Source organism: Rhizobium sp. L43, from assembly GCF_002531725.1.
Lineage (GTDB): Bacteria > Pseudomonadota > Alphaproteobacteria > Rhizobiales > Rhizobiaceae > Rhizobium.
Genome location: NZ_NWSQ01000005.1, coordinates 1 through 25,916 on the forward strand (window position 1 = coordinate 1; position 25,916 = coordinate 25,916).

Annotated in this window: 26 protein-coding genes; 17 read left to right on the top strand and 9 right to left on the bottom strand. The window is 62.1% G+C overall.

Translation table 11 applies throughout. The features are described from left to right. Window positions 1-345: 345 nt before the first annotated feature. The 4 genes from CO667_RS07095 to CO667_RS07110 all read left to right on the top strand — a co-directional run bounded on the left by CO667_RS07095 (window position 346) and on the right by CO667_RS07110 (window position 5,753). Entirely contained in the window at window positions 346-1,293 is a 948-nt protein-coding gene (locus tag CO667_RS07095; RefSeq protein ID WP_097617724.1) for an ornithine cyclodeaminase family protein, read from the top strand. Further along, entirely contained in the window at window positions 1,290-3,755 is a 2,466-nt protein-coding gene (hrpB, locus tag CO667_RS07100) for an ATP-dependent helicase HrpB (protein ID WP_097617725.1), read from the top strand. Before CO667_RS07095 ends, hrpB begins: the two co-directional genes overlap by 4 nt. A 23-nt stretch (window positions 3,756-3,778) precedes the next feature. Next, window positions 3,779-5,107 carry an ActS/PrrB/RegB family redox-sensitive histidine kinase gene (locus CO667_RS07105; RefSeq protein WP_179874085.1) on the top strand — a complete coding sequence of 443 codons (1,329 nt, stop codon included), beginning with the start codon at window positions 3,779-3,781 and terminating at the stop codon, window positions 5,105-5,107. 67 nt (window positions 5,108-5,174) lie between these two features. Next, window positions 5,175-5,753 carry an ActR/PrrA/RegA family redox response regulator transcription factor gene (locus tag CO667_RS07110; protein ID WP_097618082.1) on the top strand — a complete coding sequence of 193 codons (579 nt, stop codon included), beginning with the start codon at window positions 5,175-5,177 and terminating at the stop codon, window positions 5,751-5,753. A 12-nt stretch (window positions 5,754-5,765) separates the two neighbouring features. Here the strand turns inward: CO667_RS07110 and CO667_RS07115 are convergent, their stop codons facing one another. Then, the gene (locus tag CO667_RS07115; protein WP_097617726.1) at window positions 5,766-6,260 is read right to left on the bottom strand and encodes an MmcB family DNA repair protein; all 495 of its coding nucleotides are present in this window, start codon (window positions 6,258-6,260) and stop codon (window positions 5,766-5,768) included. Window positions 6,261-6,439: 179 nt separating this feature from the next. Here CO667_RS07115 and CO667_RS07120 point away from each other — a divergent pair, with 179 nt between their 5' ends. Beyond that, on the top strand, window positions 6,440-7,123 hold the full coding sequence (locus CO667_RS07120; RefSeq protein WP_097617727.1) for a L,D-transpeptidase: 684 nt from the start codon (window positions 6,440-6,442) through the stop codon (window positions 7,121-7,123). Window positions 7,124-7,194: 71 nt separating this feature from the next. On the opposite strand, the gene CO667_RS07125 is transcribed toward CO667_RS07120, so the two are convergent. The 5 genes from CO667_RS07125 to hslV form a co-directional block, all read right to left on the bottom strand. Beyond that, the gene (locus CO667_RS07125; RefSeq protein ID WP_097617728.1) at window positions 7,195-9,366 is read right to left on the bottom strand and encodes a malate synthase G; all 2,172 of its coding nucleotides are present in this window, start codon (window positions 9,364-9,366) and stop codon (window positions 7,195-7,197) included. A gap of 85 nt (window positions 9,367-9,451) precedes the next feature. Continuing rightward, window positions 9,452-10,864, bottom strand: a complete 1,413-nt coding sequence (locus CO667_RS07130) for a cytochrome P450 (RefSeq protein ID WP_097617729.1) — start codon at window positions 10,862-10,864, stop codon at window positions 9,452-9,454. Between the two features lie 48 nt (window positions 10,865-10,912). Then, window positions 10,913-11,860 carry a DUF1402 family protein gene (locus CO667_RS07135; protein ID WP_097617730.1) on the bottom strand — a complete coding sequence of 316 codons (948 nt, stop codon included), beginning with the start codon at window positions 11,858-11,860 and terminating at the stop codon, window positions 10,913-10,915. 186 nt (window positions 11,861-12,046) lie between these two features. Continuing rightward, window positions 12,047-13,354 (bottom strand): ATP-dependent protease ATPase subunit HslU, encoded by a 1,308-nt coding sequence (gene hslU, locus CO667_RS07140; protein WP_097617731.1) that lies wholly within the window; start codon window positions 13,352-13,354, stop codon window positions 12,047-12,049. 112 nt (window positions 13,355-13,466) lie between these two features. Continuing rightward, window positions 13,467-13,994, bottom strand: a complete 528-nt coding sequence (hslV, locus tag CO667_RS07145) for an ATP-dependent protease subunit HslV (RefSeq protein ID WP_097617732.1) — start codon at window positions 13,992-13,994, stop codon at window positions 13,467-13,469. Between the two features lie 177 nt (window positions 13,995-14,171). On the opposite strand from hslV, the gene hisB reads away from it, so the two are divergent. From hisB to coaA, 9 genes are read left to right on the top strand one after another with little or no spacing between them, the layout of a single operon-like run. Further along, a complete protein-coding gene (hisB, locus tag CO667_RS07150; RefSeq protein WP_097617733.1) occupies window positions 14,172-14,780 on the top strand; it encodes an imidazoleglycerol-phosphate dehydratase HisB in 609 nt (202 codons plus the stop codon). 22 nt (window positions 14,781-14,802) lie between these two features. Next, complete coding sequence (locus CO667_RS07155; RefSeq protein WP_097617734.1) at window positions 14,803-15,285, top strand: DUF2628 domain-containing protein; 483 nt, start codon at window positions 14,803-14,805, stop codon at window positions 15,283-15,285. 2 nt (window positions 15,286-15,287) lie between these two features. After that, window positions 15,288-15,938: an imidazole glycerol phosphate synthase subunit HisH gene (gene hisH, locus CO667_RS07160; protein WP_097617735.1), complete on the top strand. Its 651-nt coding sequence runs from the start codon at window positions 15,288-15,290 to the stop codon at window positions 15,936-15,938. Window positions 15,939-15,990: 52 nt separating this feature from the next. Beyond that, entirely contained in the window at window positions 15,991-16,173 is a 183-nt protein-coding gene (locus CO667_RS07165) for a hypothetical protein (RefSeq protein ID WP_097617736.1), read from the top strand. Then, the gene (locus tag CO667_RS07170) at window positions 16,170-16,727 is read left to right on the top strand and encodes a hypothetical protein (RefSeq protein WP_097617737.1); all 558 of its coding nucleotides are present in this window, start codon (window positions 16,170-16,172) and stop codon (window positions 16,725-16,727) included. The genes CO667_RS07165 and CO667_RS07170 overlap by 4 nt, the downstream gene beginning before the upstream one ends. A gap of 6 nt (window positions 16,728-16,733) precedes the next feature. Further along, the gene (gene hisA / locus CO667_RS07175) at window positions 16,734-17,480 is read left to right on the top strand and encodes a 1-(5-phosphoribosyl)-5-[(5-phosphoribosylamino)methylideneamino]imidazole-4-carboxamide isomerase (protein WP_097617738.1); all 747 of its coding nucleotides are present in this window, start codon (window positions 16,734-16,736) and stop codon (window positions 17,478-17,480) included. Beyond that, on the top strand, window positions 17,481-18,269 hold the full coding sequence (gene hisF / locus CO667_RS07180) for an imidazole glycerol phosphate synthase subunit HisF (protein WP_097617739.1): 789 nt from the start codon (window positions 17,481-17,483) through the stop codon (window positions 18,267-18,269). A gap of 16 nt (window positions 18,270-18,285) precedes the next feature. Further along, window positions 18,286-18,609 carry a phosphoribosyl-ATP diphosphatase gene (locus CO667_RS07185; RefSeq protein ID WP_097617740.1) on the top strand — a complete coding sequence of 108 codons (324 nt, stop codon included), beginning with the start codon at window positions 18,286-18,288 and terminating at the stop codon, window positions 18,607-18,609. Then, complete coding sequence (coaA, locus tag CO667_RS07190) at window positions 18,606-19,601, top strand: type I pantothenate kinase (RefSeq protein ID WP_097617741.1); 996 nt, start codon at window positions 18,606-18,608, stop codon at window positions 19,599-19,601. The genes CO667_RS07185 and coaA overlap by 4 nt, the downstream gene beginning before the upstream one ends. 21 nt (window positions 19,602-19,622) lie before the next feature. On the opposite strand, the gene CO667_RS07195 is transcribed toward coaA, so the two are convergent. The 3 genes from CO667_RS07195 to CO667_RS07205 form a co-directional block, all read right to left on the bottom strand. Next, window positions 19,623-20,240, bottom strand: a complete 618-nt coding sequence (locus tag CO667_RS07195; RefSeq protein ID WP_097617742.1) for an alpha-ketoglutarate-dependent dioxygenase AlkB — start codon at window positions 20,238-20,240, stop codon at window positions 19,623-19,625. Window position 20,241: 1 nt separating this feature from the next. After that, window positions 20,242-20,685, bottom strand: a complete 444-nt coding sequence (gene arfB / locus CO667_RS07200; protein WP_097617743.1) for an alternative ribosome rescue aminoacyl-tRNA hydrolase ArfB — start codon at window positions 20,683-20,685, stop codon at window positions 20,242-20,244. A 184-nt stretch (window positions 20,686-20,869) separates the two neighbouring features. Next, window positions 20,870-22,480 (bottom strand): phosphoenolpyruvate carboxykinase, encoded by a 1,611-nt coding sequence (locus tag CO667_RS07205; RefSeq protein ID WP_097617744.1) that lies wholly within the window; start codon window positions 22,478-22,480, stop codon window positions 20,870-20,872. Window positions 22,481-22,818: 338 nt separating this feature from the next. Between CO667_RS07205 and CO667_RS07210 the strand changes: the two genes are divergently transcribed. From CO667_RS07210 to CO667_RS07220, 3 genes are all read left to right on the top strand, one after another. Further along, window positions 22,819-23,553 (top strand): response regulator transcription factor, encoded by a 735-nt coding sequence (locus CO667_RS07210; protein ID WP_188947094.1) that lies wholly within the window; start codon window positions 22,819-22,821, stop codon window positions 23,551-23,553. Window positions 23,554-23,629: 76 nt separating this feature from the next. After that, complete coding sequence (locus CO667_RS07215) at window positions 23,630-25,420, top strand: sensor histidine kinase (RefSeq protein WP_097617745.1); 1,791 nt, start codon at window positions 23,630-23,632, stop codon at window positions 25,418-25,420. Then, window positions 25,417-25,866, top strand: a complete 450-nt coding sequence (locus CO667_RS07220) for a serine/threonine protein kinase (protein ID WP_097617746.1) — start codon at window positions 25,417-25,419, stop codon at window positions 25,864-25,866. The genes CO667_RS07215 and CO667_RS07220 overlap by 4 nt, the downstream gene beginning before the upstream one ends. Window positions 25,867-25,916 lie beyond the last annotated feature (50 nt).

A 25,916-nucleotide genomic window follows, 5' to 3' on the forward strand; every position in this document is an offset into this window, starting at 1 on the left:
TTTCTCTAGAACGAAAGACTTCGTCGCCAGCAGCGCCGCCGCCCTCGTTCAGTGAGTGGGCTTATAGAACTAACCCCTTTTCCAAGTCAACACACCAAACAAAAGTTTTTTGACAATTTTGTAACAGGTTGAAAATGAAGGGCTTTTAGCGCTGTCTTCCATAAACAACGAAAACCTGCCGCCGATGGGGCGGTTTTGCGGATTCGTTTTCGCCGAATTCCCAGGAATGGGTTCGGCGATGGGGACAATCCCTATATGGGGCGCCTGAGCGGGAAATCCAGGTCGCTTGCCTATGGTATGTCTCACTCGCTAGGTTGGCGGCGAAGAACGATGCGGGAGTGAAGAATGCTTGTCCTCGATGAAGAACAGACGCGTGCAGCCCTGCCCTGGCCGGAGCTGATCGAGGCGATCGCCCGGATGTTCCAGAGCGAATGTGTGATGCCGGTGCGCCATCATCATGACATGGACGTGCCAGGTGAGGAGAGCGCCACGCTGCTGCTGATGCCGGCCTGGGTTCCCGGCCGCTATGCCGGGGTGAAGACGGTCTCGGTCTTTCCAGGCAATGTGCGGCGGGGCCTGCCGGCGATCTTCGGAACCTATCTTCTTTCCTCCGGCGCCACCGGCGAGATGCTGGCCGCGATCGACGGCGGCGAACTGACGGCACGACGGACGGCGGCGGCATCGGCGCTGGCAGCCCTTCACCTCGCCCGGCCCGACGCTGAGGAGATGCTCGTCTGCGGAACCGGACGATTGTCGCTCAACCTGATGTTTGCCCATGGCACGACCCGGCCGATCAAGCGGTACCGGGTCTGGGGCCGCAACGGCGAAGCGGCGGAAAAGATCGCGGCCGAAGCGCGGGGGCTCGGTCTCAATGCCGAGGCGGTCGCCGATGCGCAAGCCGCGGCTCGCACGGCCGACATCATTTCCTGCGCCACGCTTTCCAGCGAGCCGCTGATATCGGGCGAATGGCTGAAGCCCGGCGCCCATCTCGATCTCGTCGGCGCCTTCAAGCCGAGCATGCGCGAAAGCGACGACGAGGCCATCCGCCGCGCTTCGGTCTATGTCGATACCCGCGCCGGCGCCATCAGTGAGGCGGGCGACATCGTCCAGCCGCTGAAAAGCGGCGTGTTGAAGGAAAGCGACATCAGGGCGGAGCTTGCCGAACTCGTCAGCGGCGCCCATGCCGGGCGAAGCCATGGCGAGGAGATCACGCTGTTCAAGTCGGTCGGCGCCGCACTCGAGGATCTCGCCGGCGCCATTCTTGCCTATGAGACGGTGGCGGGCCGCCAGTGACGTTCAGTGCATCATTGCCGGATCTCCCGGTTTCCCATGTCCTGCCGGCCGTCGGTGCCGCCTTGGCCGAGCGGCGACGCGCCGTTCTTTCCGCGCCGCCTGGCGCCGGCAAGACGACGCTGGTGCCGCTTTACCTGCTTGACCAGGCCTGGCGCGGAAATGGCAAGATCATCCTGCTGGAGCCGCGGCGGCTGGCGGCACGGGCAGCGGCAAGCCGGATGGCATCGCTGATCGGCGAAGAGGTCGGCGGCACGGTCGGCTACCGCATGCGCCTCGACAACAGGATATCGGCAGCGACACGGATCGAGGTGGTGACCGAAGGGGTTTTTGCCCGGATGATCCTCGACGATCCGGAACTGACCGGTGTCTCGGCGGTGATCTTCGACGAATTCCACGAGCGTTCGCTCGATGCCGATTTCGGGCTGGCGCTGGCACTCGACGTCCAGTCGGCGCTGCGCGAGGATCTGCGTATCCTGGTGATGTCGGCGACCCTCGACGTCGACCGTGTGGCCGCCCTGCTCGACCATCCGCCTTTCATCGAAAGCCTGGGGCGTAGCTTTCCGATCGATATCCGCTACCAGGACCGGCCGGGCGGCGAACGCGTCGAGGATGCCGTCACGCGGGCGATCGTCGACGCGCATGCCGATGAGACCGGCTCGATCCTCGCTTTCCTGCCCGGCCAGGCCGAAATCACGCGGACGGTCGAACGTCTGCAGGGACGATTCGGAGTCGAAACGCTGATTGCGCCACTCTACGGCAATCTCAGCCAGAAGGACCAGGATGCGGCGATCCGCCCGGCATCCAAGGGAACGCGCAAGATCGTGCTGGCGACCTCGATTGCCGAAACGTCGATCACCATCGACGGCGTCAGAATCGTGATCGACAGCGGATTGCAGCGCCTGCCGGTCTTCGAGGCCTCGACCGGGATCACGCGGCTGGAGACCGTGCGCGTGTCGCGGGCGTCCGCCGATCAGCGGGCCGGCCGCGCCGGACGAACGGAACCGGGTATCGCCATCAGGCTGTGGCATCAGGGTCAGACGGCGGCGCTGCCGGCCTTCACACCGCCGCAGATCCTGTCCAGCGATCTCTCCGGGCTGGTGCTCGATCTCGCCCATTGGGGCGTCCAGGATCCGGCATCGCTTGCCTTCGTCGATCAACCGCCGGAAACGACACTCTGGGAAGCGCGGCTTCTGCTGGGCCAGCTCGGCGCGCTCGACAAGGATGGAACGCTGACAGCGCGCGGCAAGGTGATGCGCGACCTCGCCTTGCCGCCGCGGCTTGCCGCCATGGTCGTCTCGGCGGGAGAAGCCGGATACGCCCGGGATGCGGCGATGATCGCCGTGCTTCTCACCGAACAGGGGCTTGGCGGAACGAGCATCGATATCGAGGACCGGCTGCGACGCTTCAAGGCCGAGCGCGGCGAAAGAGCCGAGGCTTCACGGCGGCTGGCGGGGCGGCTGGCGAGCGGCCTCGACAGCGTTGCCGCAACGGCGCCGGCGCTGGCAGGCCAGCTTTTGTTGCACGCATTCCCGGATCGAATCGCACTTCAGCGCGGCGGGCGCGGCCGATTCGTGATGGCGAACGGGCGTGGTGCGGAGCTGCCGGAAACCGAGAGGCTGGCCGGCAGCCAGATGCTTGTCATCGCCGATCTCACCGGACGGGCGGCGCAGGCGCGGGTTCTGGCAGCAGCCGAGGTGACGCGCGGCGACATCGAAGCCGAGCTGCCCGGCGAGATCAAAACCGGCGATCAGATCTTCTTCGACCGGCAAAGCCGGCAGGTCAGGGCGCGGCGGGCAACCCGGCTCGGCGCGATCGTCTTCGACGAGACGCCCTTGCCGCGACCTTCCGGGGCTGCGGTCACCGAGGCGCTGATAGAGGGGGTACGCGAACTGGGGCTCGATCAGCTTGCTTTCTCGAAGGAAGCCATTCAGCTTCGCGAGCGGATCGGCTTCCTTCACAGGACGATCGGCGATCCTTGGCCCGATGTCAGCGATGACGCCCTGCTTTCCCGGCTGGACGACTGGTTCGCCCCCTTCCAGACGGAGGCCCGCGGCCTGTCCGAAATATCAGCAGCCGGGCTTTCGAACGGGCTGATGTCCCTGGTGCCGCACGAGTTGCAACGCGACCTTAGCCGGCTTGCGCCGACCCATTTCGAAGCGCCGACCGGCCAACGGCATCCGATCCAATATGAGGGCGAGGAGCCGGTGCTGACGATCCGCGTGCAGGAGCTGTTCGGGTTGACGCAGCACCCGGCGATCGCCGGAGGGCGCCTGCCGCTGCTGCTCGAACTCACCTCGCCGGCGCACCGGCCGATCCAGACGACACGCGACCTGCCGGGCTTCTGGGCCGGCTCGTGGAGGGACGTGCGCGCCGATATGCGCGGCCGCTATCCCCGGCATCCCTGGCCGGAGCGGCCCGAGGAGGCGCTGCCGACGACACGGGCAAAACCGCGTGGTACATGAGAGCCATTCAGGGAGCCCTCGGCATGATCGACAAGCCTGGCATGATCGACAAGACGGAAAGCCATGCGCGGGAGGACCGGCATAGCAGCCGCAGGCTGCGTCTGCAGACGCTGGTGCGGCTGCGCTGGCTTGCGGTCGGCGGACAGGCGCTGACGGTCTTCATCGTGGCCTTCTGGCTGAAATTTCCCTTGCCGCTGATTGCCAGCTCTTCGCTGATCGCCGCGCTCGCCTGGGTGAATTTCTATCTGACGATCCGCTATCCGCCGACGCATAGGCTGGAGGCGCCGGCCGCCTTTGCGCTGCTCGGCTTCGATCTTCTGCAGCTCTGCGCGCTGCTGTTCATCACCGGCGGCCTTGCCAATCCGTTCGCAGCACTCGTCTGCGTGCCCGTCATCATCTCCTTTGCCTCTCAGCCGATCCGTTACAGCACGGCGCTGATCGGCTTTGCGATGGTCTGCATCACGGTGCTTGCCTTTTCGCCCTTTCCGCTGCCGTGGTTCGATGGGGTCGAGATCAACGTCCACAACGTCATGCAGTTCGGTGTCTGGTGCTCGATCGCCTCGACGATGGCGTTTGCCGCCTTCTATGCCTATCGGGTGTCGATGGAAGCGAGCCAGCTTGCCGATGCGCTGGCGGCGACCGAACTGGTGCTGCAGCGGGAAAAGCATCTTTCGCAGCTCGACGGGTTGGCCGCCGCAGCCGCACACGAGCTCGGCACGCCGCTGGCGACGATCAGCGTCGTCGCCAAGGAAATGGAGCGGGAACTCAAGGATGACGATCGTTTCCGCGAGGATGTGATGCTGCTGCGCAGCCAGAGCGAACGTTGCCGTGACATCCTGCGGCGGCTGACGACACTGTCCTCCGAAGGCGAAGCCCATATGCGCCGGCTGCCGCTTTCCTCGATGATCGAGGAGATCGTGGCACCCCACCGGGAATTCGGCATTACGCTCGAGCTGATCGAAAAAAGCCCGCGCAAGGACGAGCCGGTGACCGACCGCAACGCCGGCATCATGTACGGGCTCGGCAATCTGATCGAAAACGCCGTCGATTATGCGCGGGAGAAAGTGATCGTCACCGTCGAGCATGATCACGATAAAGTGCTGATCGTCATCGAGGACGACGGCAATGGTTATGCCCCCGATATTCTGACGCGGATTGGCGAGCCCTATGTGACCAAGCGGCAGAAAGAGGATACGGCCGGCGGCCTCGGGCTCGGGCTTTTCATCGCCAAGACGCTGCTGGAGCGCTCCGGGGCGTCGCTGATCTTCGAGAATCGCGATCCGGAAAGTGCGGGGGCGCGGATCCGAATCGAATGGCCGCGCATGCTGATCGACGCAAATTCGACAAAATGACTTTGTCGGCATAAACAGGATAGAGCGGTTGACGGAGATCGAGCGCTCAACCGCCGGGGCCGAGACGATGACAGAACAGAATCATGACAATTTCGCCGCGTCCGATGAAGACCATATCGGTCCTGACGCCAGCCTGCTGATCGTCGACGACGACGGACCGTTCCTGCGCCGACTGGCCCGGGCGATGGAGACGCGCGGTTTCCAGGTGGAGACGGCCGAATCCGTGGCGGAAGGCGTCGCAAAATCGAAAGGCCGGCCGCCGAAATATGCGGTGGTCGATCTCAGGCTCGGCGACGGCAATGGGCTCGACGTCATCGAAGCCATCCGCCAGCGGCGCGACGATACGCGAATCATCGTGCTGACCGGCTACGGCAATATCGCAACGGCGGTCACCGCCGTGAAGCTCGGCGCCGTCGATTACCTGGCAAAGCCTGCGGATGCCGACGACGTGTTTTCGGCGTTGACGCAGCGGCCGGGCGAAAAGGCGGAGCTTCCCGAGAACCCGATGTCGGCCGACCGGGTGCGCTGGGAACATATCCAGCGGGTCTATGAAATATGCGAGCGCAATGTTTCGGAAACGGCGCGCCGGCTCAACATGCACCGGCGCACGCTGCAGCGCATCCTTGCCAAACGCGCGCCGAAATAAGCAGGCGCAGCGTCAGACATCGTCGACGGTAAACGGCTTCCCGCTCGCCCATTCGGCCATCATCAGCCGTTGCGCGGCGGCCCGCGAGAAATTGAGCGTGACGGATTTGCGTGTGGCGGGCGCCATGCGGTGTTCCGGCGCCTCGCGAATCATATGGGCGCCGTAACCGTCCGAGAGGAAAAGCCCGCATTCCTCGGGAAAGATGTCGAGCGGCACATCCTTATGCGTAGCGAAGAACAGGCGGTCGCAATGCAGCCTGTATTCCGGCCATTTGCGATCCACCCTGAAATCCTCGATCGAGGTCTTGATTTCGATGATCCAGACCTCGCCCTTTTCCGAAACAGTGATCAGATCGGCACGGCGGCCGCTTGCCAGCGGCAGTTCCGGCAGCACGGCATGGCGCATTTCATGCAGCAAAATCTGCGTTCCCCGCCGCACCATCATGGCCCTGTCCGATTGCCGGCCATCGATTAACGGATTGTTATTGTAAACGCTCAAAATCGTCATGGATAACCACCACAGGGGCTGGCGTGTTGTTGCAAAAAAACCATGCGCTTCTAATTTGCGCGGCAGACGGATTTGTCGCGCTGCAGTAGCCTTGCAAAGCGCAAGTTAATCGAAAATAAACCATAATCAACGATGGTCGAAAGACTGTTCTCCTTGCCCCAAAACTTCAAGAGTTATCTATGCGCATCCGCAATGCATTCCCTGTATTTGGCCTGCTGACGACGCTCGCTCTGGCCGGTTGCTCCACGAGCTCAGACAGCGCGTCCGTCGACAACAAGGGCGCAGGCCCGACAGTACAGACGGCCCAGATCTTCGATGACGCCTACGGCGTGACGAAGGATGCCGGATACTCGCTGCCGGCGATCCCGATCAGCCGGGTCAAGCCGCAGTTCCGCCGCCAGGTGGTCAACTACGAGACCACCGAACGCCCCGGCACGATCATCGTCAACACGCGCGAGCGTTTCCTCTATTACATTCTGGCCAACGGCAAGGCGATGCGCTACGGCATCGGCGTCGGCAAGCAGGGCTTCGCATGGGCCGGCACCGCCTACGTCGCCTGGAAGCAGGAATGGCCGACCTGGCACCCGCCGAAGGAAATGGCTGTCCGCCGTCCTGACGTCGCCAAATACGTCGAAGACGGCATGGGCCCGGGTCTCAGCAATCCGCTCGGCGCACGCGCCATGTATCTCTTCAACGAGGACGGCAAGGACACGCTGTTCCGCCTGCACGGCACGCCGGAATGGGCCTCGATCGGCACCGCCGCTTCCTCGGGCTGCATTCGCCTGATGAACCAGGACGTCATCGATCTCTACAGCCGCGTCCGTCCCGGCAAGGGCACGTCCAAGGTCGTCGTCATTCAGTAAGCTAGATATCGAATTCGGTATAAAAAAGGCCGCCGGGACTGTCGTTCCGGCGGCCTTTTCGTATCTTCCCGTCACGCAGCCTGCTTCGCCTTGAGCTCGAGGCGGCGGCGGTGAAGCACCGGCTCGGTGTAGCCGTTCGGCTGCTCCCTGCCCTTCAGGACGAGATCGAGGGCGGCCTGGAAGGCGATTGAATCGTCGAAATTGCCGGCCATCGGCTGATAGGCCGAGTCTGATACGTTCTGCCGGTCGACCACGGCGGCCATGCGCTTCATCGTCTCGACGATCTGCGCTTCTGTGACCACCTTGTGATGCAGCCAGTTCGCCATGTGCTGGGCCGAAATGCGCAAAGTGGCGCGATCCTCCATCAGGCCGACATTGTTGATGTCGGGCACCTTCGAGCAACCGACACCCTGATCGACCCAGCGCACGACGTAGCCGAGGATGCCCTGGGCATTGTTGTCGAGCTCGCGCTGAATTTCCTCCGGCGTCCAGTTCGGCCGCACCGCAACCGGTACGGAGAGAATGTCGGAGAGCTTGGCGCGGGCCCGGTCCTTCAATCCCTGCTGAACACGGGCGACATTGACCCGGTGATAATGGGTGGCGTGCAGGGTGGCGGCCGTCGGCGACGGTACCCAGGCGGTGTTGGCGCCGGCCTTCGGATGGGCGATCTTCTGTTCCAGCATCGCCGCCATCAGATCCGGCATCGCCCACATGCCCTTGCCGATCTGGGCATGGCCGGCAAGGCCGCATTCGAGGCCGATGTCGACATTCCAGTTCTCGTAGGCGGAAATCCAGGCGGCCTGGCGCATGTCGCCCTTGCGAATCATCGGACCGGCTTCCATCGAGGTGTGGATCTCGTCGCCGGTGCGATCGAGGAAGCCGGTATTGATGAAGACGACGCGCTCGCGGGCGGCGCGGATGCATTCCTTGAGATTGACCGTCGTGCGGCGCTCCTCATCCATAATGCCCATCTTGATGGTGTTGCGCACCAGCCCAAGCGCATCTTCGACCCGCGAGAGGATCTCGACGGCGAAGGCGACTTCCTCGGGCCCATGCATCTTCGGCTTGACCACATACATGGAGCCGGCGCGGGAATTCTTCCTCCGGCCGGCCGGGCCGATATCGTAAAGCGCGATCAGGCCGGTGACGACGGCATCCATGATGCCCTCAGGCACTTCATTCCCATCCCTGTCGAGGATCGCCGGATTGGTCATGAGGTGGCCGACATTGCGCACCAGCATCAGCGAGCGGCGATGCAGCTCGAAGGAGCTCCCGTCCGGACCGGTATATTGCAGATCCGGATTGAGCTTGCGGACGAAGCTCGTCCCGCCCTTTGCCACGTCTTCCTGCAGATCGCCCTTCATCAGGCCCAGCCAGTTGCGATAGACGGTAACCTTGTCCTCGGCATCGACGGCGGCAATCGAATCCTCGCAGTCCATGATGGTGGTGATTGCCGATTCCAGCCAGACATCGGAAATATGAGCCGGATCGGCTTTCCCGATCGTCGTTGCCGCGTCGATGACGATTTCGATGTGGATGCCGTTGTTCCTGAGGAGAATATGGGTCGGGGCGGCGGCATCGCCGCGATAGCCGGCAAAATGCCCAGCATCCTTCAGCATGGTCTGCTCGCCATCAATCGATCTGATGGCCAGCGCTCCATCCTTGACGACCAAACTGCCGACATCCTTCCAGCTGCTATCCTGCAGCGGTGCTGACGTATCGAGGAAATCGCGCACCCAGGCGATGACCTTCTCGCCGCGCTTCGGATTGTAACTCTTGCCCTTTTCAGCGCCGTCGCTTTCGGGAATGGCGTCGGTGCCATAGAGCGCATCATAGAGCGAGCCCCAGCGGGCATTGGCAGCGTTCAGGGCGTAGCGGGCATTCATGACGGGAACGACCAGCTGCGGGCCAGCGATCGAGGCGATCTCCGGATCGACATTTTCGGTCGAAACCTGGAAGTCCGATCCCTCCGGCAGGAGATAGCCGATTTCGCGGAGGAAGGACTGGTATTCGTCCATATCGGCAGGCGCGCCATGCCGGCGATACCAGTCGTCGATCTTGAGCTGCAGCTCGTCGCGTTTTGCCAGCAGCGCACGATTCTTCGGGGCGAGATCGTGAACGATCGCCGAAAAATCGGCAAAGAACTTGTCCGCATCGACCGCCAGACCCGGCAGCACCTCCTTGACGAGGAAATCGTGAAGGACGGTTTCGACGGCAAGACCGTTCTTATCAACGCGGCTCATGCGGCATTCTCCCTGGCAACGACTGTGAATGCTGCCACTTTGCCCGGCTTTCATTCACAGTCAATTCCGCAATAATTCGAAAGATTTATGCTTTCGTGGAAATTATGCGCGGCGTCACGCGCATCGGCAGCCCGTTCTGCGGCTGCGTCGTCAGTTTCTGCACCGGCCAGGGATTGGTCTGAGCGGTGGAATCGAAGCGATAGCGATGCATCAGGACGGCAAGGGCAATCACCGCCTCCTGCAGCGCAAAGGTTGCTCCGATGCAGACACGCGGACCGGCGCCGAAGGGCAGGAACTGGAAGCGGCCGATAGAGCCGCGATTTTCCGGCAGGAAGCGCTCGGGCATATAGGCGCGCGGCCTGTCCCAATGACGTTCGTGGCGATGCAGCGTCCAGGGCATGATGAGCACCGTGACATCGGCCTCGATCTCGACCCGCTCGCCCTTGGCGCTCGTCCAGGAATCATCCGATATTGCGGCGCGATTGATCGATGGTGCCGGCGGGTAGAGGCGCAAAGTCTCCTCAAAAGCGGCGCGCGTTTGCGGCATCATATCCAGCCATTCCACAGGTTCGGCTCCCGTGGCGAGCACCGCGTCGATTTCTTGTTCCATCGCCTCGCGGATATGCGGGCTGTTCGATACGCAATAGAGCGTCCAGGCCAAGGCCCGCGCCGTGGTCTCATGCCCCGCGCCGATGAAGGTCAGAATATTGTCTTCGATCTCTTCCTTCGTCAGCCCGTCGGGACCGGCCTGTTCCAGCAGCAGGGTGAGGAAATCCTCGGGCGCGGTGCCGCGATCCGTCTTCATCTTTGCGAGCCGCATATCCATCGTGTCACGCACGATGGCGCGAAATTTCTCCAGCACTTTCTGACCGCCGATGCGTGTCACACGTGGAACCCAGGACGGAGCGCGCATCAGATCCATCGGATCGATACGGCCCATGCGATGCAGGAGTTCATTGACATCGTCGGCGAAATGGCCGCTCGAGGTGACGATTTCGCCTGAAAATAGCGTGTCCGCGAGGATAGCGAAGGTCAGCTCGGTCATGTCGGTGCTGATATCGAAAATATCGCCTGTCTCGCCCGCGCTCTCATATTTGCGGGCGTAGTCTTCGGACTGGCGCAGCATCTGTCCGGCAAAGCCTTGGGCATGGCGGGGCGTAAAAATCGGCGCCACCGCCTTGCGTGATCTCTTCCAGACGGGACCTTCGGCTGTGAGAAGGCCGTCGCGCAGGATCGGACGCAGAACGAGCTGGCGAATGTCCGACATGCGGTAATTATTGGCATTGTCGACCAGCACATGCTTGATGAGGCCGGGATCGTTGACGATCAGCGTATGTTGCCCGAAGAAGCTCGTCTTGATCCAGGGCAGCGTGTAGGACGGCTCACCCCAGAGTTCGAGCGGGTTGCGCAGGATGATGCGGATGATTTCCAGCCGGCTCGGCGGCACGGTGCGCGGCAGCGGTGCCGGCGGAACGAAGGGGTCCGGACGCATGTCCATCGTCAAAGCCTTTCGGGGAAGATCGGCGCCTTCCCGGCAAGCTTGAAGCTAGAGCAGGCCCTTGAGTTCGTCCAGCTTGTCGTTGATCAGCCAGCCGTAATAATTCTCCTCGGGCCAGACGGTCGTGCCGGCGCCGCGGTTTTTCGCCGCAAGGGCTGCGGCACGCTGGCGCGAATTGCCGACATTGTACAGCGTCGCCGTCAGGCCGGGATTGCCTGAAATATCCATGCCGGCGATCTCCTTGTAATCGTCGATCGACCTGCGGATCGAGGCCGCGACGAAGGCAAGCGAGATGTCGGGATCCATGATGGACTTGTAAACGGCGCCGGCATTCTTCTCGTTGAGCTTGGGATAACCGGACACGCGGGAAACGAGATCGGAGAGCATCAGCGCCGTCAGCGGATTGACCTGGCCGAGGCCGAAGGTCTGGCCGGCATAGAAGGGCTGGAAGAAGACCGCGCTGAAGCGGTTGTTGGGGAAGCTCTCGCCGCCGACCGTCTTGCCGCGGAAATCGCTCTCCCAGACATCCTCGCGGCAGGACCAGAGCGTGTAGGAATCACTCTTGCCCTTGCATTCGGCAAATTGCGGCCGGGCCACGAAATCATCGACGTTTTCACCGTCATAGGCGAAGCGGAAGCTTTCCCCGGCATAGGAAGCGGCCTTGACATAATAGGCCTGCAACCGGTCGTAGGCGTCGACATTATAGGTGTGTTCGCCGACGATCGCGCCGACGACATGGATGGGATTGATGCCGTAAGCGCTGGAGACCTTGCGGATCTTGGCCATCAGCTCGTGATCGGTCGCCAGAAGCTCGTGGACCTTCTCATATTTCAGATCGAAGCTGCTCTTGGTGCCCTTGGTGCGCCGGATGGAAGCGCCGGGAATATCGGGCTGCTCGGCATGACGGTTGCCGGCCGGCACCGTCTGCATGGCGAAGGCAGGCGCCGAATTCACCAGGGCAACGGCAATCAAAAGGCTTGTCAAAAGGCGTCGCACGATCCGCTATCCCCGTTCCATCGTCCTGCTTGCGATGCGGCTGACTGGACCAGAATCTTGGCCGAATAAAGCCGGAGCGGAAAACAAAACGGGCCTTCCCTAAAAAGGAAAAGGCCCGCTGTCGAGAGTGGAGTTCGTCACAATCCGGCATTCACATCGGGAAAGACATGGACCGGTGCGCCGATATCACAGAATAAAGCGCGACAGATCGGTATTCTGCGCGAGATCGCCGACATGTTCGCGCACATAGGCCGCATCGATCGTGATGGCTGTGCCGCCGCGATCCGGCGCGTTGTAGGAAATGTCGTCCAGAACCCGCTCCATCACCGTCTGTAGGCGGCGGGCGCCGATATTCTCGACGGAGGAGTTCAGATGCACGGCGACATCGGCCAGCGCATCGATCGCGTCGTCGGTGAATTCGAGGCTCAGGCTTTCGGTTTCCATCAGCGCGCGATACTGGCGGATGAGGCTTGCCTCCGTCTCGGTCAGGATCCGGCGAAAATCATCCTTGTTCAGCGGGCGTAACTCGACGCGGATCGGCAGGCGGCCCTGCAGCTCGGGGAGAAGATCCGAAGGCTTGGAGACATGGAAGGCGCCGGAGGCGATGAAGAGGATATGGTCTGTTTTGACAGGCCCGTATTTGGTCGAGACCGTCGTGCCTTCGACGAGCGGCAGGAGGTCACGCTGGACGCCTTCACGGGAAACGCCGGCGCCCATGCCGCCGTCGCGGGCGGCGATCTTGTCGATTTCGTCAAGGAAGACGATACCGTCATTCTCGGTGGAGCGAACGGCCTCCCGCTGGATCACCTCATTGTCGATCAGCTTGTCGGATTCATCGCGGATCAGGTCGCTGTAGGAGGCTTTGACCGTCGTGCGGACCTTCTTGGTGCGCCCGCCCATCGCCTTGCCGAACATTTCCGAGAGGTTGAGCACGCCGATATTGGCGCCCGGCATGCCGGGTATTTCGAAACCGCCCATGCCGGAACCGGCATCGGCCACCTCGATATCGATTTCCTTGTCGTCGAGTTCGCCATCCCTCAGCTTCTTGCGGAAGTTTTCGCGGGTGGCGGGCGACGCTGTCGTGCCGACCAGTGCATCGAGAACACGCTCCTCGGCACTGACATGCGCCTTGGCCTGGACCTCGGCCCGCTTCTTCTCGCGCACCAGGCCGATGCCGACCTCGACCAGATCGCGGATGATCTGCTCGACATCGCGGCCGACATAGCCGACTTCGGTAAATTTGGTGGCTTCCACCTTGATGAAGGGGGCGCCGGCGAGTTTTGCCAGGCGCCGCGAGATCTCGGTCTTGCCGACACCGGTCGGGCCGATCATCAGAATGTTCTTCGGCATGACTTCGTCGCGCAGGCTGGGGTCCAGCTGCTGGCGGCGCCAGCGGTTGCGCAGCGCGATCGCGACAGCGCGTTTGGCATCATGCTGGCCGATGATGTAGCGGTCGAGTTCGGACACGATCTCGCGGGGGGAAAAAGTCGTCATTGCGTGTCATTCTCCTGGCGGTCCGGGGCAGCGCCCAGCCGCAATTCGTCGTTGTTTCGCCAAGTCCTCGAAGGCCTGCCTTGGTCAGGCCAAGCGGTCTGAAGACATGGAGTCAGCCTTCGGCATCCAGCGATTCCACCACGATATTGTGGTTGGTGTAGACGCAGATGTCGGCGGCGATATCGAGGGCACGGCGCGCGATCTCTTCGGCCGATTTGTCGGTATCCATCAGCGCGAGAGCGGCCGCGAGGGCAAAATTGCCGCCGGAACCGATCGCCGTCGTGCCATGCTCAGGCTCCAGGACGTCGCCATTGCCGGTGATCGCCAGCGTGATCGACTTGTCGGCGACGAGCATCATGGCTTCGAGATTACGCAGGTATTTGTCGGTGCGCCAGTCCTTGGCGAGCTCGACGGCGGCGCGCATCAGCTGGCCGGGATATTGCTCCAGCTTCTTTTCAAGCCTTTCGAGCAGGGTAAAGGCATCGGCGGTGGCGCCGGCGAAACCGGCGACGACCTCACCCTTGCCGATGCGGCGCACCTTGCGGGCATTGCCCTTCATGACGGTCTGGCCGAGGCTCACCTGGCCGTCGCCCGCCATCACCACCTTGCCGCCTTTTCGAACTGTAATGATCGTTGTCATCAAACACCTGTCTGCCCTTGACGCGGGCTACTCCACCAGGCCGCACACCGGCCTTGTTGAACCCTATGTAAGTGGGCCGGCGCCGTTTGCAAATGGGCCGGCTTTTCTCTTGCCCGGCTTCTGGATATTTGCCGATGCGCCTGATAAGGAACGGCCTTATTCTCGATGGAGGGCCATATGGCCGAGACCGCAGCAAGCCGCACGGGCAGCGTTTCCCGCAAGACCAACGAGACCTCGATTTCGGTTTCCGTCAATCTCGACGGCAGCGGCAAATCGAAGATTTCGACGGGCGTCGGCTTCTTCGACCATATGCTCGACCAGCTTTCGCGGCATTCCCTTATCGACATGGAGATCGAAGCCAAGGGCGACCTGCATATCGACGACCACCACACGGTCGAGGATACGGGCATTGCCATCGGCCAGGCGATCTCCAAGGCGCTCGGCGACCGGCGCGGCATCACTCGCTATGCCTCGATCGATCTCGCCATGGACGAGACGATGACCAAGGCCGCGGTCGATCTGTCCGGCCGGCCGTTCCTCGTCTGGAACGTCGCCTTCAGTGCGCCGAAGATCGGCACCTTCGACACCGAACTCGTTCGCGAGTTCTTCCAGGCGCTCGCCCAGAATGCCGGCATCACCTTGCATATTCTCAACCATTATGGCGCCAACAACCATCATATTGCCGAGACATGTTTCAAGGCCGTTGCCCGCGCATTGCGCACGGCGACAGAGATCGATCCGAGACAGGCCGGCCGTGTTCCTTCGACCAAGGGCACGCTCGTCTGAGCCCCTCAAGGGAGCGGCGACCATGACATCAAGCTATATCTTTCTGACACCGCCCGGCGGCACGAGCGCCACGGTCGAGAAGACGCGAACCATCCGCGACGGCTTCACATTCCCAGGCTTCCTCTTCCCGTGGCCATGGCTGCTGGCACATCGGCTTTGGCCGCATGCGGCCGTGGCCCTTCTGCTGCAGGGCGTCGGTGGGGCGCTTATGGACGAACCGGGCCTCGGGCCGGCGGGAGTAGCCATCCTGCTGGGCGTCAATGTGCTGGTCGGTCTGGAGGGCCAGAATTTCCGCATCCGCAGCCTTGCTGCCAAGGGCTGGACCGAAGACGCACTCATTGCTGCCGATACGATCGCTATTGCCGAGCAGATCTATTTTTCGGATAGGGCCATCGCGCATAGTGACGACAACGCCGCACCGGGTTGGGAGAACAAACCCCGCCCGAACGGCCCGCATGGCCATGGCACATCGCTTGGCCTCTTTGGTTTTGATGGAGGACGCTGACGATGCGCGTCGCGATTATCGACTATGGTTCCGGCAACCTGCGCTCGGCGACCAAGGCTTTTGAGCGTGCCGCGCGCGAGGCAGGCATCGATGCGCATATCGATCTCACCGACAGGGCGGAGGATGTTGCCGCGGCCGATCGTATCGTGCTTCCCGGGGTCGGCGCCTATGCCGATTGCCGGCGCGGCCTCGATGCCGTGCCCGGGATGGCCGAAGTGTTGATCGAGGCTGTGGAGAGGAAGGCACGGCCGTTCCTTGGCATTTGCGTCGGCATGCAGCTGATGTCCTCGCGCGGCCTCGAGAAGACCGTGACGCATGGTTTTAACTGGATTCCCGGCGACGTCATCGAGATGACGCCCGATGATCCCGCGCTCAAGATCCCGCAGATCGGCTGGAACACGCTCGACCTGAAGCGCGAACATCCGCTGTTCGATGGCATTGCGACCGGCTCGCAGGGGCTGCACGCCTATTTCGTCCATTCCTACCATCTTGCCGCCGAAAACGGCGGTGATGTGATCGCAACCGTCGACTATGGCGGCCCGATGACCGCTTTGGTCGGGCGCGACAACATGGTGGGGGCACAGTTTCACCCGGAAAAGAGCCAGAAGCTTGGTCTGGCGCTGATCGCCAATTTCCTGCGCTGGAACCCGTAATACCGCCGCCTCATTTCCCCTATATGGAAACGGCAGAACAGGAGTGCGCTCGATGCCGGTGTCGCGGAAATCAGGCAAGGTGTTCTATACGCTGAGACCCTCCAGAGAAGGCCTGCCTCCCTTCTCCGACATCCGGCTTCCCGACGGAACGATCATCCGCCGTGTCGATGAGACTGTTCACAAAAGAGCGCTTTCCAATGCAGCCAAGGCGTTGAAAGAAAGGCTGGACCGATGATCCATGAATTCCTTGCCGGCAACGAGAATTCCCAGCTGCGCGCCAACGGCATCAGCGCCGGCGACATCACTGAAGCCGTGCTGGAATTCTATATCGAGGGCGAGGACGATCTGATCGGGCTGCTCGCCTACGCACTCTACGAACGGCAGAAGCGCGATTTCGTCCTCAGCTACCGCAAGCGTAATGCCGGCCGTTCGCCCAATGAGGCCGAGCTGGCCGCCGTCAGTAGCAATTATCTCTCGACCGACCTGCGCAATACGCTGCGCGACCGCGCTTCGCAGATTCTTTCGAGTTATGCTGAAACCTATGTGGAGGCGATGGAGCCGGAAATTCGTCTCGCCGCCGTCAACAGCGAGGCGCTGCGAAAGGTGCGCGACATCGAGAAATCGATGAGGAAGCGCCTCGGTTTCTGGCGCCAGGTGCGTGCCGGTTTTACAGTCGCCCTGCTCCTTTTTCTGCTTTTCGGCGCGGCCACCATTGCCGCTGTCTTTTTCCGCTCGGATATCGTAGATGCGTGGAATGCGCTGATGGTACCGACCACTTTACGGACGTAAGACGACATGATCCTTTTTCCCGCGATCGATCTGAAGGGCGGCCAATGCGTCCGCCTGAAGCTCGGCGACATGCAACAGGCGACGGTCTACAACACCGACCCGGCCGCTCAGGCGAAATCCTTCGAAGACCAGGGTTTCGAATGGCTGCATGTGGTCGATCTCGACGGCGCCTTTGCGGGACATTCGGCCAATGGCGACGCCGTCGAAGCGATCCTCAAGGCAACTGATAACCCAGTGCAGCTCGGCGGCGGCATCCGCACGCTCGATCATATCGAGGCCTGGCTGTCGCGCGGGCTGCGGCGCGTCATTCTCGGCACCGTCGCGGTCCGAAATCCTGATCTGGTCATCGAGGCCTGCCGGAAATTTCCGGGCCACGTCGCCGTCGGCATCGACGCCAAGGGCGGCAAGGTGGCGGTCGAAGGCTGGGCGGAAGCTTCCGAGCTCGGCATCATCGAGCTTGCCAAAAAATTCGAGGGCGCCGGCGTTAGTGCGATCATCTATACCGATATCGACCGGGACGGCATCCTGACCGGCATCAACTGGAGTTCGACGCTGGCGCTTGCCGACGCCGTCTCCATTCCCGTCATCGCCTCCGGCGGCCTTGCCTCCATAGAAGACATCAAGCGCATGCTGCAGCCTGATGCGCAGAAGCTGGAAGGGGCGATCTCGGGTCGCGCGCTTTATGACGGCCGGATCGATCCGGCGGAAGCGCTGGCGCTGATCAAGGCCAGTAAGGCAAGGGAGACCGCGTAAATGACCCTCAAAGCCCGTGTCATCCCCTGCCTCGACGTCAAGGACGGCCGTGTCGTCAAGGGCGTCAACTTTCTCAATCTCGTCGATGCCGGCGATCCCGTCGAAGCCGCGAAGGCCTATGATGCGGCCGGCGCAGACGAGCTCTGCTTCCTCGACATCACTGCTTCCTCGGACAATCGCGAGACGATCTTCGATGTCGTGTCGCGCACGGCCGACCAATGCTTCATGCCGCTGACGGTCGGCGGCGGGGTCAGAACCATCGCTGATATCCGCAAGCTCCTGCTGTGCGGCGCCGACAAGGTCTCGATCAATTCGGCAGCGGTCAACAATCCCGATTTTGTCGCTGAAGCGGCCGATAAGTTCGGTGACCAGTGCATCGTTGTCTCGATCGACGCCAAGCGCCGGCGCACGCAGGCGGTCGGCGGCGACAATCTCAGCGCCTGGGAAATCTACACGCATGGCGGCCGCAACGCGACCGGCATCGATGCCGTCGAATTCGCCCAGAAGATGGTGGCACGCGGCGCCGGCGAACTGCTGGTTACGTCGATGGACCGCGACGGCACCAAGGTCGGCTACGATCTGGAACTGACACGGGCGATTGCCGACGCGGTGCGCGTGCCGGTCATCGCATCCGGCGGCGTCGGCGACCTCGACGATCTCGTCGCCGGGGTGAAGGAGGGCCATGCCAATGCCGTTCTCGCCGCGTCGATCTTCCACTTCGGCACCTATTCCGTCGGCGAGGCGAAGCACTATATGTCGAAGTGCGGCATCGACATGCGTCTCGACTGAAGTTGAAAGCGGACCTATGAGCGGATTTTCCCTTGCCGATCTCGAAAGCATCGTCGCGGAGCGGTCGAAAGCCTCACCGGAGCAATCCTGGACGGCGAAGCTCGTGGCCGCCGGCCAGCCGAAAGCGGCAAAGAAGCTCGGCGAAGAGGCGATCGAAGCCGTGATGGCGGCGGTAACAGGCGACCGCGACAATCTGACCTATGAAGCCGCCGATCTGCTCTATCACCTATTGGTCGTCTTGAAGATTGCTGAAATACCGTTAGAGAATGTCATGGCCGAACTCGAGCGCAGAACCGCGCAGTCCGGCCTCAAGGAAAAGGCCAACCGGCAGAGTTCATGAGTATCGCGACTGAGATTATCGGGGTGCCGGAAACGTTGGATCACTTCCAGTCGGAATCCTATTCGCCCTACCACTTCTTCTCTTCCGAACAATGGGCGAAATTCCGCGCCGACACGCCGTTGACGCTGACCAGCGACGAGGTCAAACGGCTGCGTTCGATGGGCGACCCGATCGATCTCGACGAGGTCCGGCGCATCTATCTGTCGCTGTCGCGGCTGCTGTCGGCACATGTCGAATCCTCGCAGATGCTGTTCGAACAGCGCAACCGCTTCCTCAGCCTGTCCGATGTGACGAAGACGCCCTTCGTCATCGGCATCGCCGGCTCGGTCGCCGTGGGTAAATCGACCACCGCCCGTATCCTCAAGGAGCTTCTGCAGCGCTGGCCTTCCAGCCCGAAGGTCGATCTCGTCACCACCGACGGCTTCCTCCATCCGAACGCCGTGCTGCAGCGGCAAAAGCTGATGCAGCGCAAGGGTTTTCCGGAAAGCTACGACACGGCTGCGATCTTGCGTTTTCTCTCGGCGATCAAGGCCGGACAGCCGGATGTCAAGGCGCCCAGCTATTCGCACCTCGTCTATGACGTGCTGCCGGACGAATACAAGATCGTCGACCGGCCCGACATCCTGATCTTCGAGGGCATCAACGTCCTGCAATCGCGCGACCTGCCTGCCGGCGGCAAGATCGTGCCGATGGTCTCCGACTTCTTCGACTTCTCGATCTACATCGATGCCGCGGAAGACCAGATCCACAACTGGTATGTCACGCGCTTCATGCGGCTGCGCGAGACCGCCTTCCGCGATCCGAATTCCTATTTCCATCGCTACGCCTCGATCAGCGACGCGGAAGCGCTTGATATCGCCGAGGATCTCTGGGGGAATATCAACCTGAAGAACCTGCGGCAGAACATCCTGCCGACGCGGCCGCGCGCTGACCTCATCCTGAAAAAGGGCAAGGACCACCTGATCGAACAGGTCGCGCTGCGAAAACTATAGCAGGCGATTCTATTCCGAATATCAGTCTCGGGGATTGACCCGGCGCAGCGTCAAATTGATGCGGCCGCCATTCTTCAGCAGCGTCGACGTCGCCGGATGAATGCGGTCGACGCCGTGGAAACACAGTCTCCCTTCGCCGCCGAGCACGACCAGATCGCCGCTCGAAAGCTTGAAAGATAGCGTGCGATCATTGCGGTTGAGGCCGCCGACGCGGAAGAGGCAGCTGTTGCCGAGTGAGATCGAGACAACCGGGGCCTGCAGGTCCTGTTCGTCCTTGTCCTGATGCAGGCCCATGCGCGCATCGTCGGAGTAGAAATTGACCAGGCAGGCTTCCGGCGGCTTGTCGTAACCGGCAACGTCATTCCAGATATCGAGCAATTGCTGCGGCATATCGGGCCAGGGCCTGCCGGTTGCCGGATGCGTCGGCTGGTAGCGATAGCCGCGCTCCTTGTCCGTCACCCAGCCGAGCGGTCCGCAATTGGTCATGCGCACCGACATCGGCTTGCCGGTCCCGGGCATGGCGGGCACATAAAGCGGCGCTTCGGTGACGACCGTGCGGATCACCTCGACCAATGCCTCCTGGCGCGGCCGGTCGAGATAGCCGGGGAGATGGCGAATACCGTTCACGAGTTCCGGCATATCATTCGCCGCCGCTGCCGCCAGGACGGCCGCGCATCTTCTTGACTTCCGAGCGGCCGGATTTTTCCTTCAGGCGGCGTTCGACCGAACCCTTGGTCGGCCTGGTCTTCTTGCGCGGCGGCGGCGGCGGTTTGGCGGCCTCCAGTATCAGTTCTTTCAGCCGGTCGCGCGCATCTTCGCGGTTGCGATCCTGGCTGCGAAAGCGGCTTGCCTCGATCATCAGCACGCCGTCCTTCGACAGGCGCCGGCCGGCAAGCTTGACCGCATTGGCCTTGACGCGATCGTTGAGGGAGGGCGAATTCGGGATGTTGAAGAACAGCTGGACCGCGGTCGAAACCTTGTTGACGTTCTGCCCGCCGGGACCGCCCGCCAGAACGAACTGTTCCGTCAGCTCCCATCCGGCGATGGTGATCCTGTCGTCGATATAGAGTGCGTCGCTGGCCATGCGGCGTTCTATCTCACATCGGCGGTGAATTGAAAATATCGGCCCTCATCAAGAAAAACCCGGCAATCCTGCGATGCCGGGTTTCACGTGAGTCAGAGAGCCTGTTGAACGCAATTCCCGGCAAAAGCGCTTCGCGCTTTGCCTGGCAAAACCGCTGCACACTTTTGCTGGAATTGCTTGCGCCTTATTCGGCGGCGACCTTCACACCGGGAGCCGCGTCGCGAACGCCGCCGTCGACGTGGTTTTCGAACTTGGCGAAGTTGGCGATGAACATCGAGACCAGCTTTTCGGCCTGCGCGTCATAGGCTGCCTTGTCGGCCCAGGTCGAGCGCGGGTCGAGAATGCTGCCGTCAACACCGTTGACCGAGACCGGCACGGCGAAGCCGAAATTCGGATCGGCGCGGAATTCGACATTGCCGAGTTCACCGGCCAGGGCGGCAGCGAGAAGCGCGCGCGTCGCCTTGATCGGCATGCGCTTGCCGGTGCCGTAGGCGCCGCCGGTCCAGCCGGTATTCACCAACCAGCATTGGACGCCGTGGCGGCTGATCAGCTCCTTGAGCAGATTGCCGTATTCGGCCGGATGCCGCGGCATGAAGGGCGCGCCGAAGCAGGTCGAGAAGGTTGCTTCCGGCTCGACGACACCCTTTTCGGTGCCGGCCACCTTGGCGGTGTAGCCGGAGAGGAAGTGGTACATCGCCTGATCGGGCGTCAGACGGGCGATCGGCGGCATGACGCCGAAGGCATCGGCCGTCAGCATGATGATCGTCTTCGGATGCCCGGCGCGGCCGGTTTCCGAGGCGTTCGGGATGAAGTCCATCGGATAGGCGCAGCGGGTGTTCTCGGTCAGCGAGCCATCGTCGAAATTGGGCTCGCGGCGGTCGTTCAGCACGACGTTTTCGAGCACGGTGCCGAAGCGCTGCGTCGTCGCATAGATTTCCGGCTCGGCCTCGGCCGAGAGGCGGATGGTCTTGGCGTAGCAGCCGCCTTCGAAGTTGAAGATGCCGTTTTCGCTCCAGCCATGTTCGTCATCGCCGATCAGCGTCCGGGCCGGATCGGCCGAAAGCGTCGTCTTGCCCGTGCCGGATAGGCCGAAGAAGACCGCCGCATCACCATCCGGGCCGACATTGGCCGAGCAGTGCATCGGCATCACGCCCTTGGCCGGCAGCAGGTAGTTGAGCACGGTGAAGACCGATTTCTTCATTTCGCCGGCATAGGAGGTGCCGCCGATGAGGACGAGGCCGTTGGTAAGGTCGCAGGCGATCACCGTTTCCGTACGGCAGCCGTGGCGGGCCGGATCGGCCTTGAAGCTCGGCAGATCGATGATCGTCAGCTTCGGCAGGAAAGTCGGCAACGCTGCCGCCTCGGGGCGGATCAGCAGATTGCGGATGAATAGCGAATGCCAGGCGAATTCGGTGACGACGCGGGTCGGCAGGGCATGGCCTTCCTCGGCACCGCCGACGAGATCCTGAACGAACAGCTCCTTGCCCGCGGCATGCGCCAGCATATCCTCGCGCAGCAGAGCAAAATGTTCCGGCGAGATCGGCTTGTTGTTGTCCCACCAGATTTCGCCATCGGTATTGGCGTCGCGAACGACGAACTTGTCGCGCGGCGAACGGCCCGTGTGCTGGCCGGTGAGGGCCCGAAGCGCGCCCTGAGCGGTCAGTTCGGCTTCACCCCGGCGGATCGCTTCCTCATAGAGTGCTGCGGCGGAAAAGTTGTAGCGAACGCTGGCTGCGCCGCCCAATCCAACCGTTGCCAGCTCTGTTGCCGGGTTATGAACTCCGAACTTTTCCATGGCTAGTTCCCTTTGCTCAGGCTCGTTGCCGTTAAAACTAATCGCGAAAATACGGGGAGAAATTTTAAAACACAAGACGCAAAACTCGAGAAAATGCAGTAATATCAAATATTTAATCGATTTAAATTTATTGCCTCATTTTTAAATCGTTTTAGGTGAGGGCGTTGAAACATTTTACCGCACCACTTACGATTGCCGTCAAATTTGACGACAATCTTTCCCTTTATCTTTGCCACAATTTGTTCCACCTTTATCCTCCATAAGCGCATCCGGTCACTGAGACCGCCTGGGGAGAGCAAAATCCGGGAGATTGCGCACTGATGACGGAGACCAACACCATGCCGACAATCGCGCTCGTTGATGACGACCGCAACATCCTCACCTCGGTGTCGATCGCACTGGAGGCCGAAGGATATAAGGTCGAGACCTATACGGACGGTGCTTCGGCGCTCGACGGCCTGCTGGCGCGACCGCCGCAGCTGGCGATCTTCGACATCAAGATGCCGCGCATGGACGGCATGGAACTGCTGCGCCGCCTGCGGCAGAAGTCGGATATTCCCGTCATCTTCCTCACCTCCAAGGACGAGGAGATCGACGAGCTCTTCGGCCTGAAGATGGGCGCCGACGACTTCATCACCAAGCCTTTTTCGCAGCGCCTGCTGGTCGAGCGCGTCCGCGCCGTCCTGCGCCGTGCATCCAGCCGTGAAGCCGCCGCCGCCGGCACCAGCCCCGCCGGTGCGCCGAAGGCCGGCGCCGTGCAGCAGGCCCGCTCGCTGGAGCGCGGCCAGCTGGTCATGGACCAGGAACGCCATACCTGCACCTGGAAGGGTGAGGCCGTGACCCTGACGGTGACCGAGTTCCTGATCCTGCATTCGCTGGCGCAGCGCCCCGGTGTCGTCAAAAGCCGCGACGCGCTGATGGACGCAGCCTATGACGAACAGGTCTATGTCGACGACCGGACCATCGACAGCCACATCAAGCGGCTGCGCAAGAAATTCAAGATGGTCGACACCGATTTTGATATGATTGAAACGCTCTACGGAGTGGGATACCGCTTCCGCGAAGCGGCCTGAGCCAAACGGCTCAGCCTTGGGACATTAAGGGTTGCGGGCCGGTCCATCCGGTCCCACCCTTCGAAAGGGCCTGTCATTGGCACAATTGGTGCAGGAAAGGGATCTGGACGACGCGGAGGGCGTGAGCACCCGTCGCGTCCGAGGCCGCCGTTGGTCGCATCCCTTCACGCTGATCCGCCGGATCTTCGGCAATGCGGTGTTTTCGAGCCTGACGCGGCGGATCCTGTTCTTCAATCTGGTCGCGCTGGTGGTGCTCGTCGGCGGCATCCTCTACCTCAACCAGTTTCGCGAGGGGCTGATCGACGCCCGCGCCGAGAGCCTGTTGACGCAGGGCGAGATCATCGCCGGCGCCGTTTCGGCCTCCGCCTCGGTCGATACCAACTCGATCACCATCGATCCACAGAAACTGCTGGAGCTGCAGGCCGGCCAGAGCATCACCCCGGTGCCGAACGACGAGGACCTCGAATTCCCGATCGATCCCGAAAAGGTCGCTCCGGTGCTGCGCCGGCTGATCTCGCCGACGCGCACACGCGCCCGCATCTTCGATGCCGACGCCAATCTGCTGCTCGATTCGCGCCATCTCTATTCGCGCGGCCAGGTGCTGCGCTTCGATCTGCCGCCGGTCGAGGAGGAGAAACAGACCTGGAGCGAATGGTTCACCACCCTGTTCAACAAGGCGCTGCAGCCCGGCAATCTGCCGGTTTACAAGGAAGCGCCGGGCGGTGACGGCTCGATCTATCCGGAAGTAATGAACGCGCTCACCGGCGTGCGCGGCGCGGTGGTGCGCACCACCGAAAAGGGCGAGCTCATCGTTTCCGTCGCCGTGCCGATCCAACGCTTCCGCGCCGTGCTCGGCGTGCTGCTCCTGTCGACACAGGCTGGTGACATCGACAATATCGTTCATGCCGAGCGGCTTGCCATCATGCGCGTCTTCGGCGTCGCGACGCTCGTCAACGTGCTGCTTTCCCTGGTGCTGTCGTCGACGATCGCCAATCCGCTGCGCCGCCTCTCGGCCGCCGCCATCCGCGTGCGGCGCGGGGCCAAGGCGCGTGAGGAGATTCCCGACTTTTCCGCCCGCCAGGATGAAATCGGCAATCTTTCCATCGCATTGCGCGAGATGACGACGGCGCTCTACGACCGCATTGATGCGATCGAGAGTTTCGCGGCCGATGTCAGCCACGAGCTCAAGAATCCGCTGACGTCGCTGCGCAGCGCCGTCGAAACGCTGCCGCTTGCCCGATCCGACGATTCCAAGAAGCGGCTGATGGACGTCATCCAGCACGATGTCCGCCGCCTCGACCGGCTGATCAGCGACATCTCCGACGCTTCCCGCCTCGATGCCGAACTCGCGCGTGTCGATGCCGGTTCCGTCGACATGGAGGTGCTGTTGCGCGACCTGATCGAGGTTTCACGCCAGGTCAGGAGCAGCAAGAAGCAGGTGGAGATCGAATATGCGATCGACCGCAAGCCGAACGTCAAGACGCGCTTCGTCGTCAACGGCCACGATCTGCGCATCGGCCAGATCATCGCCAACCTGATCGAGAACGCCCGCTCCTTCGTGCCTGAGAAGGGTGGCAAGATCACCGTGCGGCTGGTGCGGACACGTTCGCGCTGCGTCACCACGATCGAAGACAACGGCCCCGGCATCCAAGCGGAAAATATCGACCGCATCTTCGAGCGCTTCTATACGGACCGGCCGGAATCGGAAGGATTCGGCCAGAATTCGGGGCTCGGCCTGTCGATCAGCCGGCAGATCGCCGAAGCCCATGGCGGTTCGCTGCGCGCAGAGAACATCACCGATGCCGAAGGCGGACAGGTGCTCGGCGCCCGCTTTATCCTCGCTTTACCCGTCGATGCCGCCGCATGACGGCGGCTCTGAACATCCATGCGACGGCGATCGTCGTCGGCCGGACGGGGCTGTTGTTCAGCGGCCCCTCCGGCTGGGGAAAATCGATGCTGGCCTTTGCCTGCATGACCGAGGCACGCCGGCTCGGGCTGTTCACGGCGCTGGTCGCCGACGACCAGGTGCTGTTGTCGGAAGAGGCCGGCACGGTGATCGCCGCATGCCCGCCGTCGATCGCCGGACTGATCGAACTGCGCGGCACCGGCATCGTCCGGCAGGATCATATTGCAAGGGCGCCCATGCATTATGCCGTGCTTCCGGGCAGCGCCAGCGGTGAAAACCGCCTGCCCCCTGAAGGCGAGATCGTCAGTCTTGCCGCCGGTTTTTCGCTTCCCGCATTGCGGTTGCTCACAGGCGTGCCTTCACCCCTTGCAATCCTGATGGCGAAAGCACCTGATATCGGGCATTGAGGCCTTCCGGATTGATCAATCTGCCTTATATAGTCGCATTTTTATCTTGC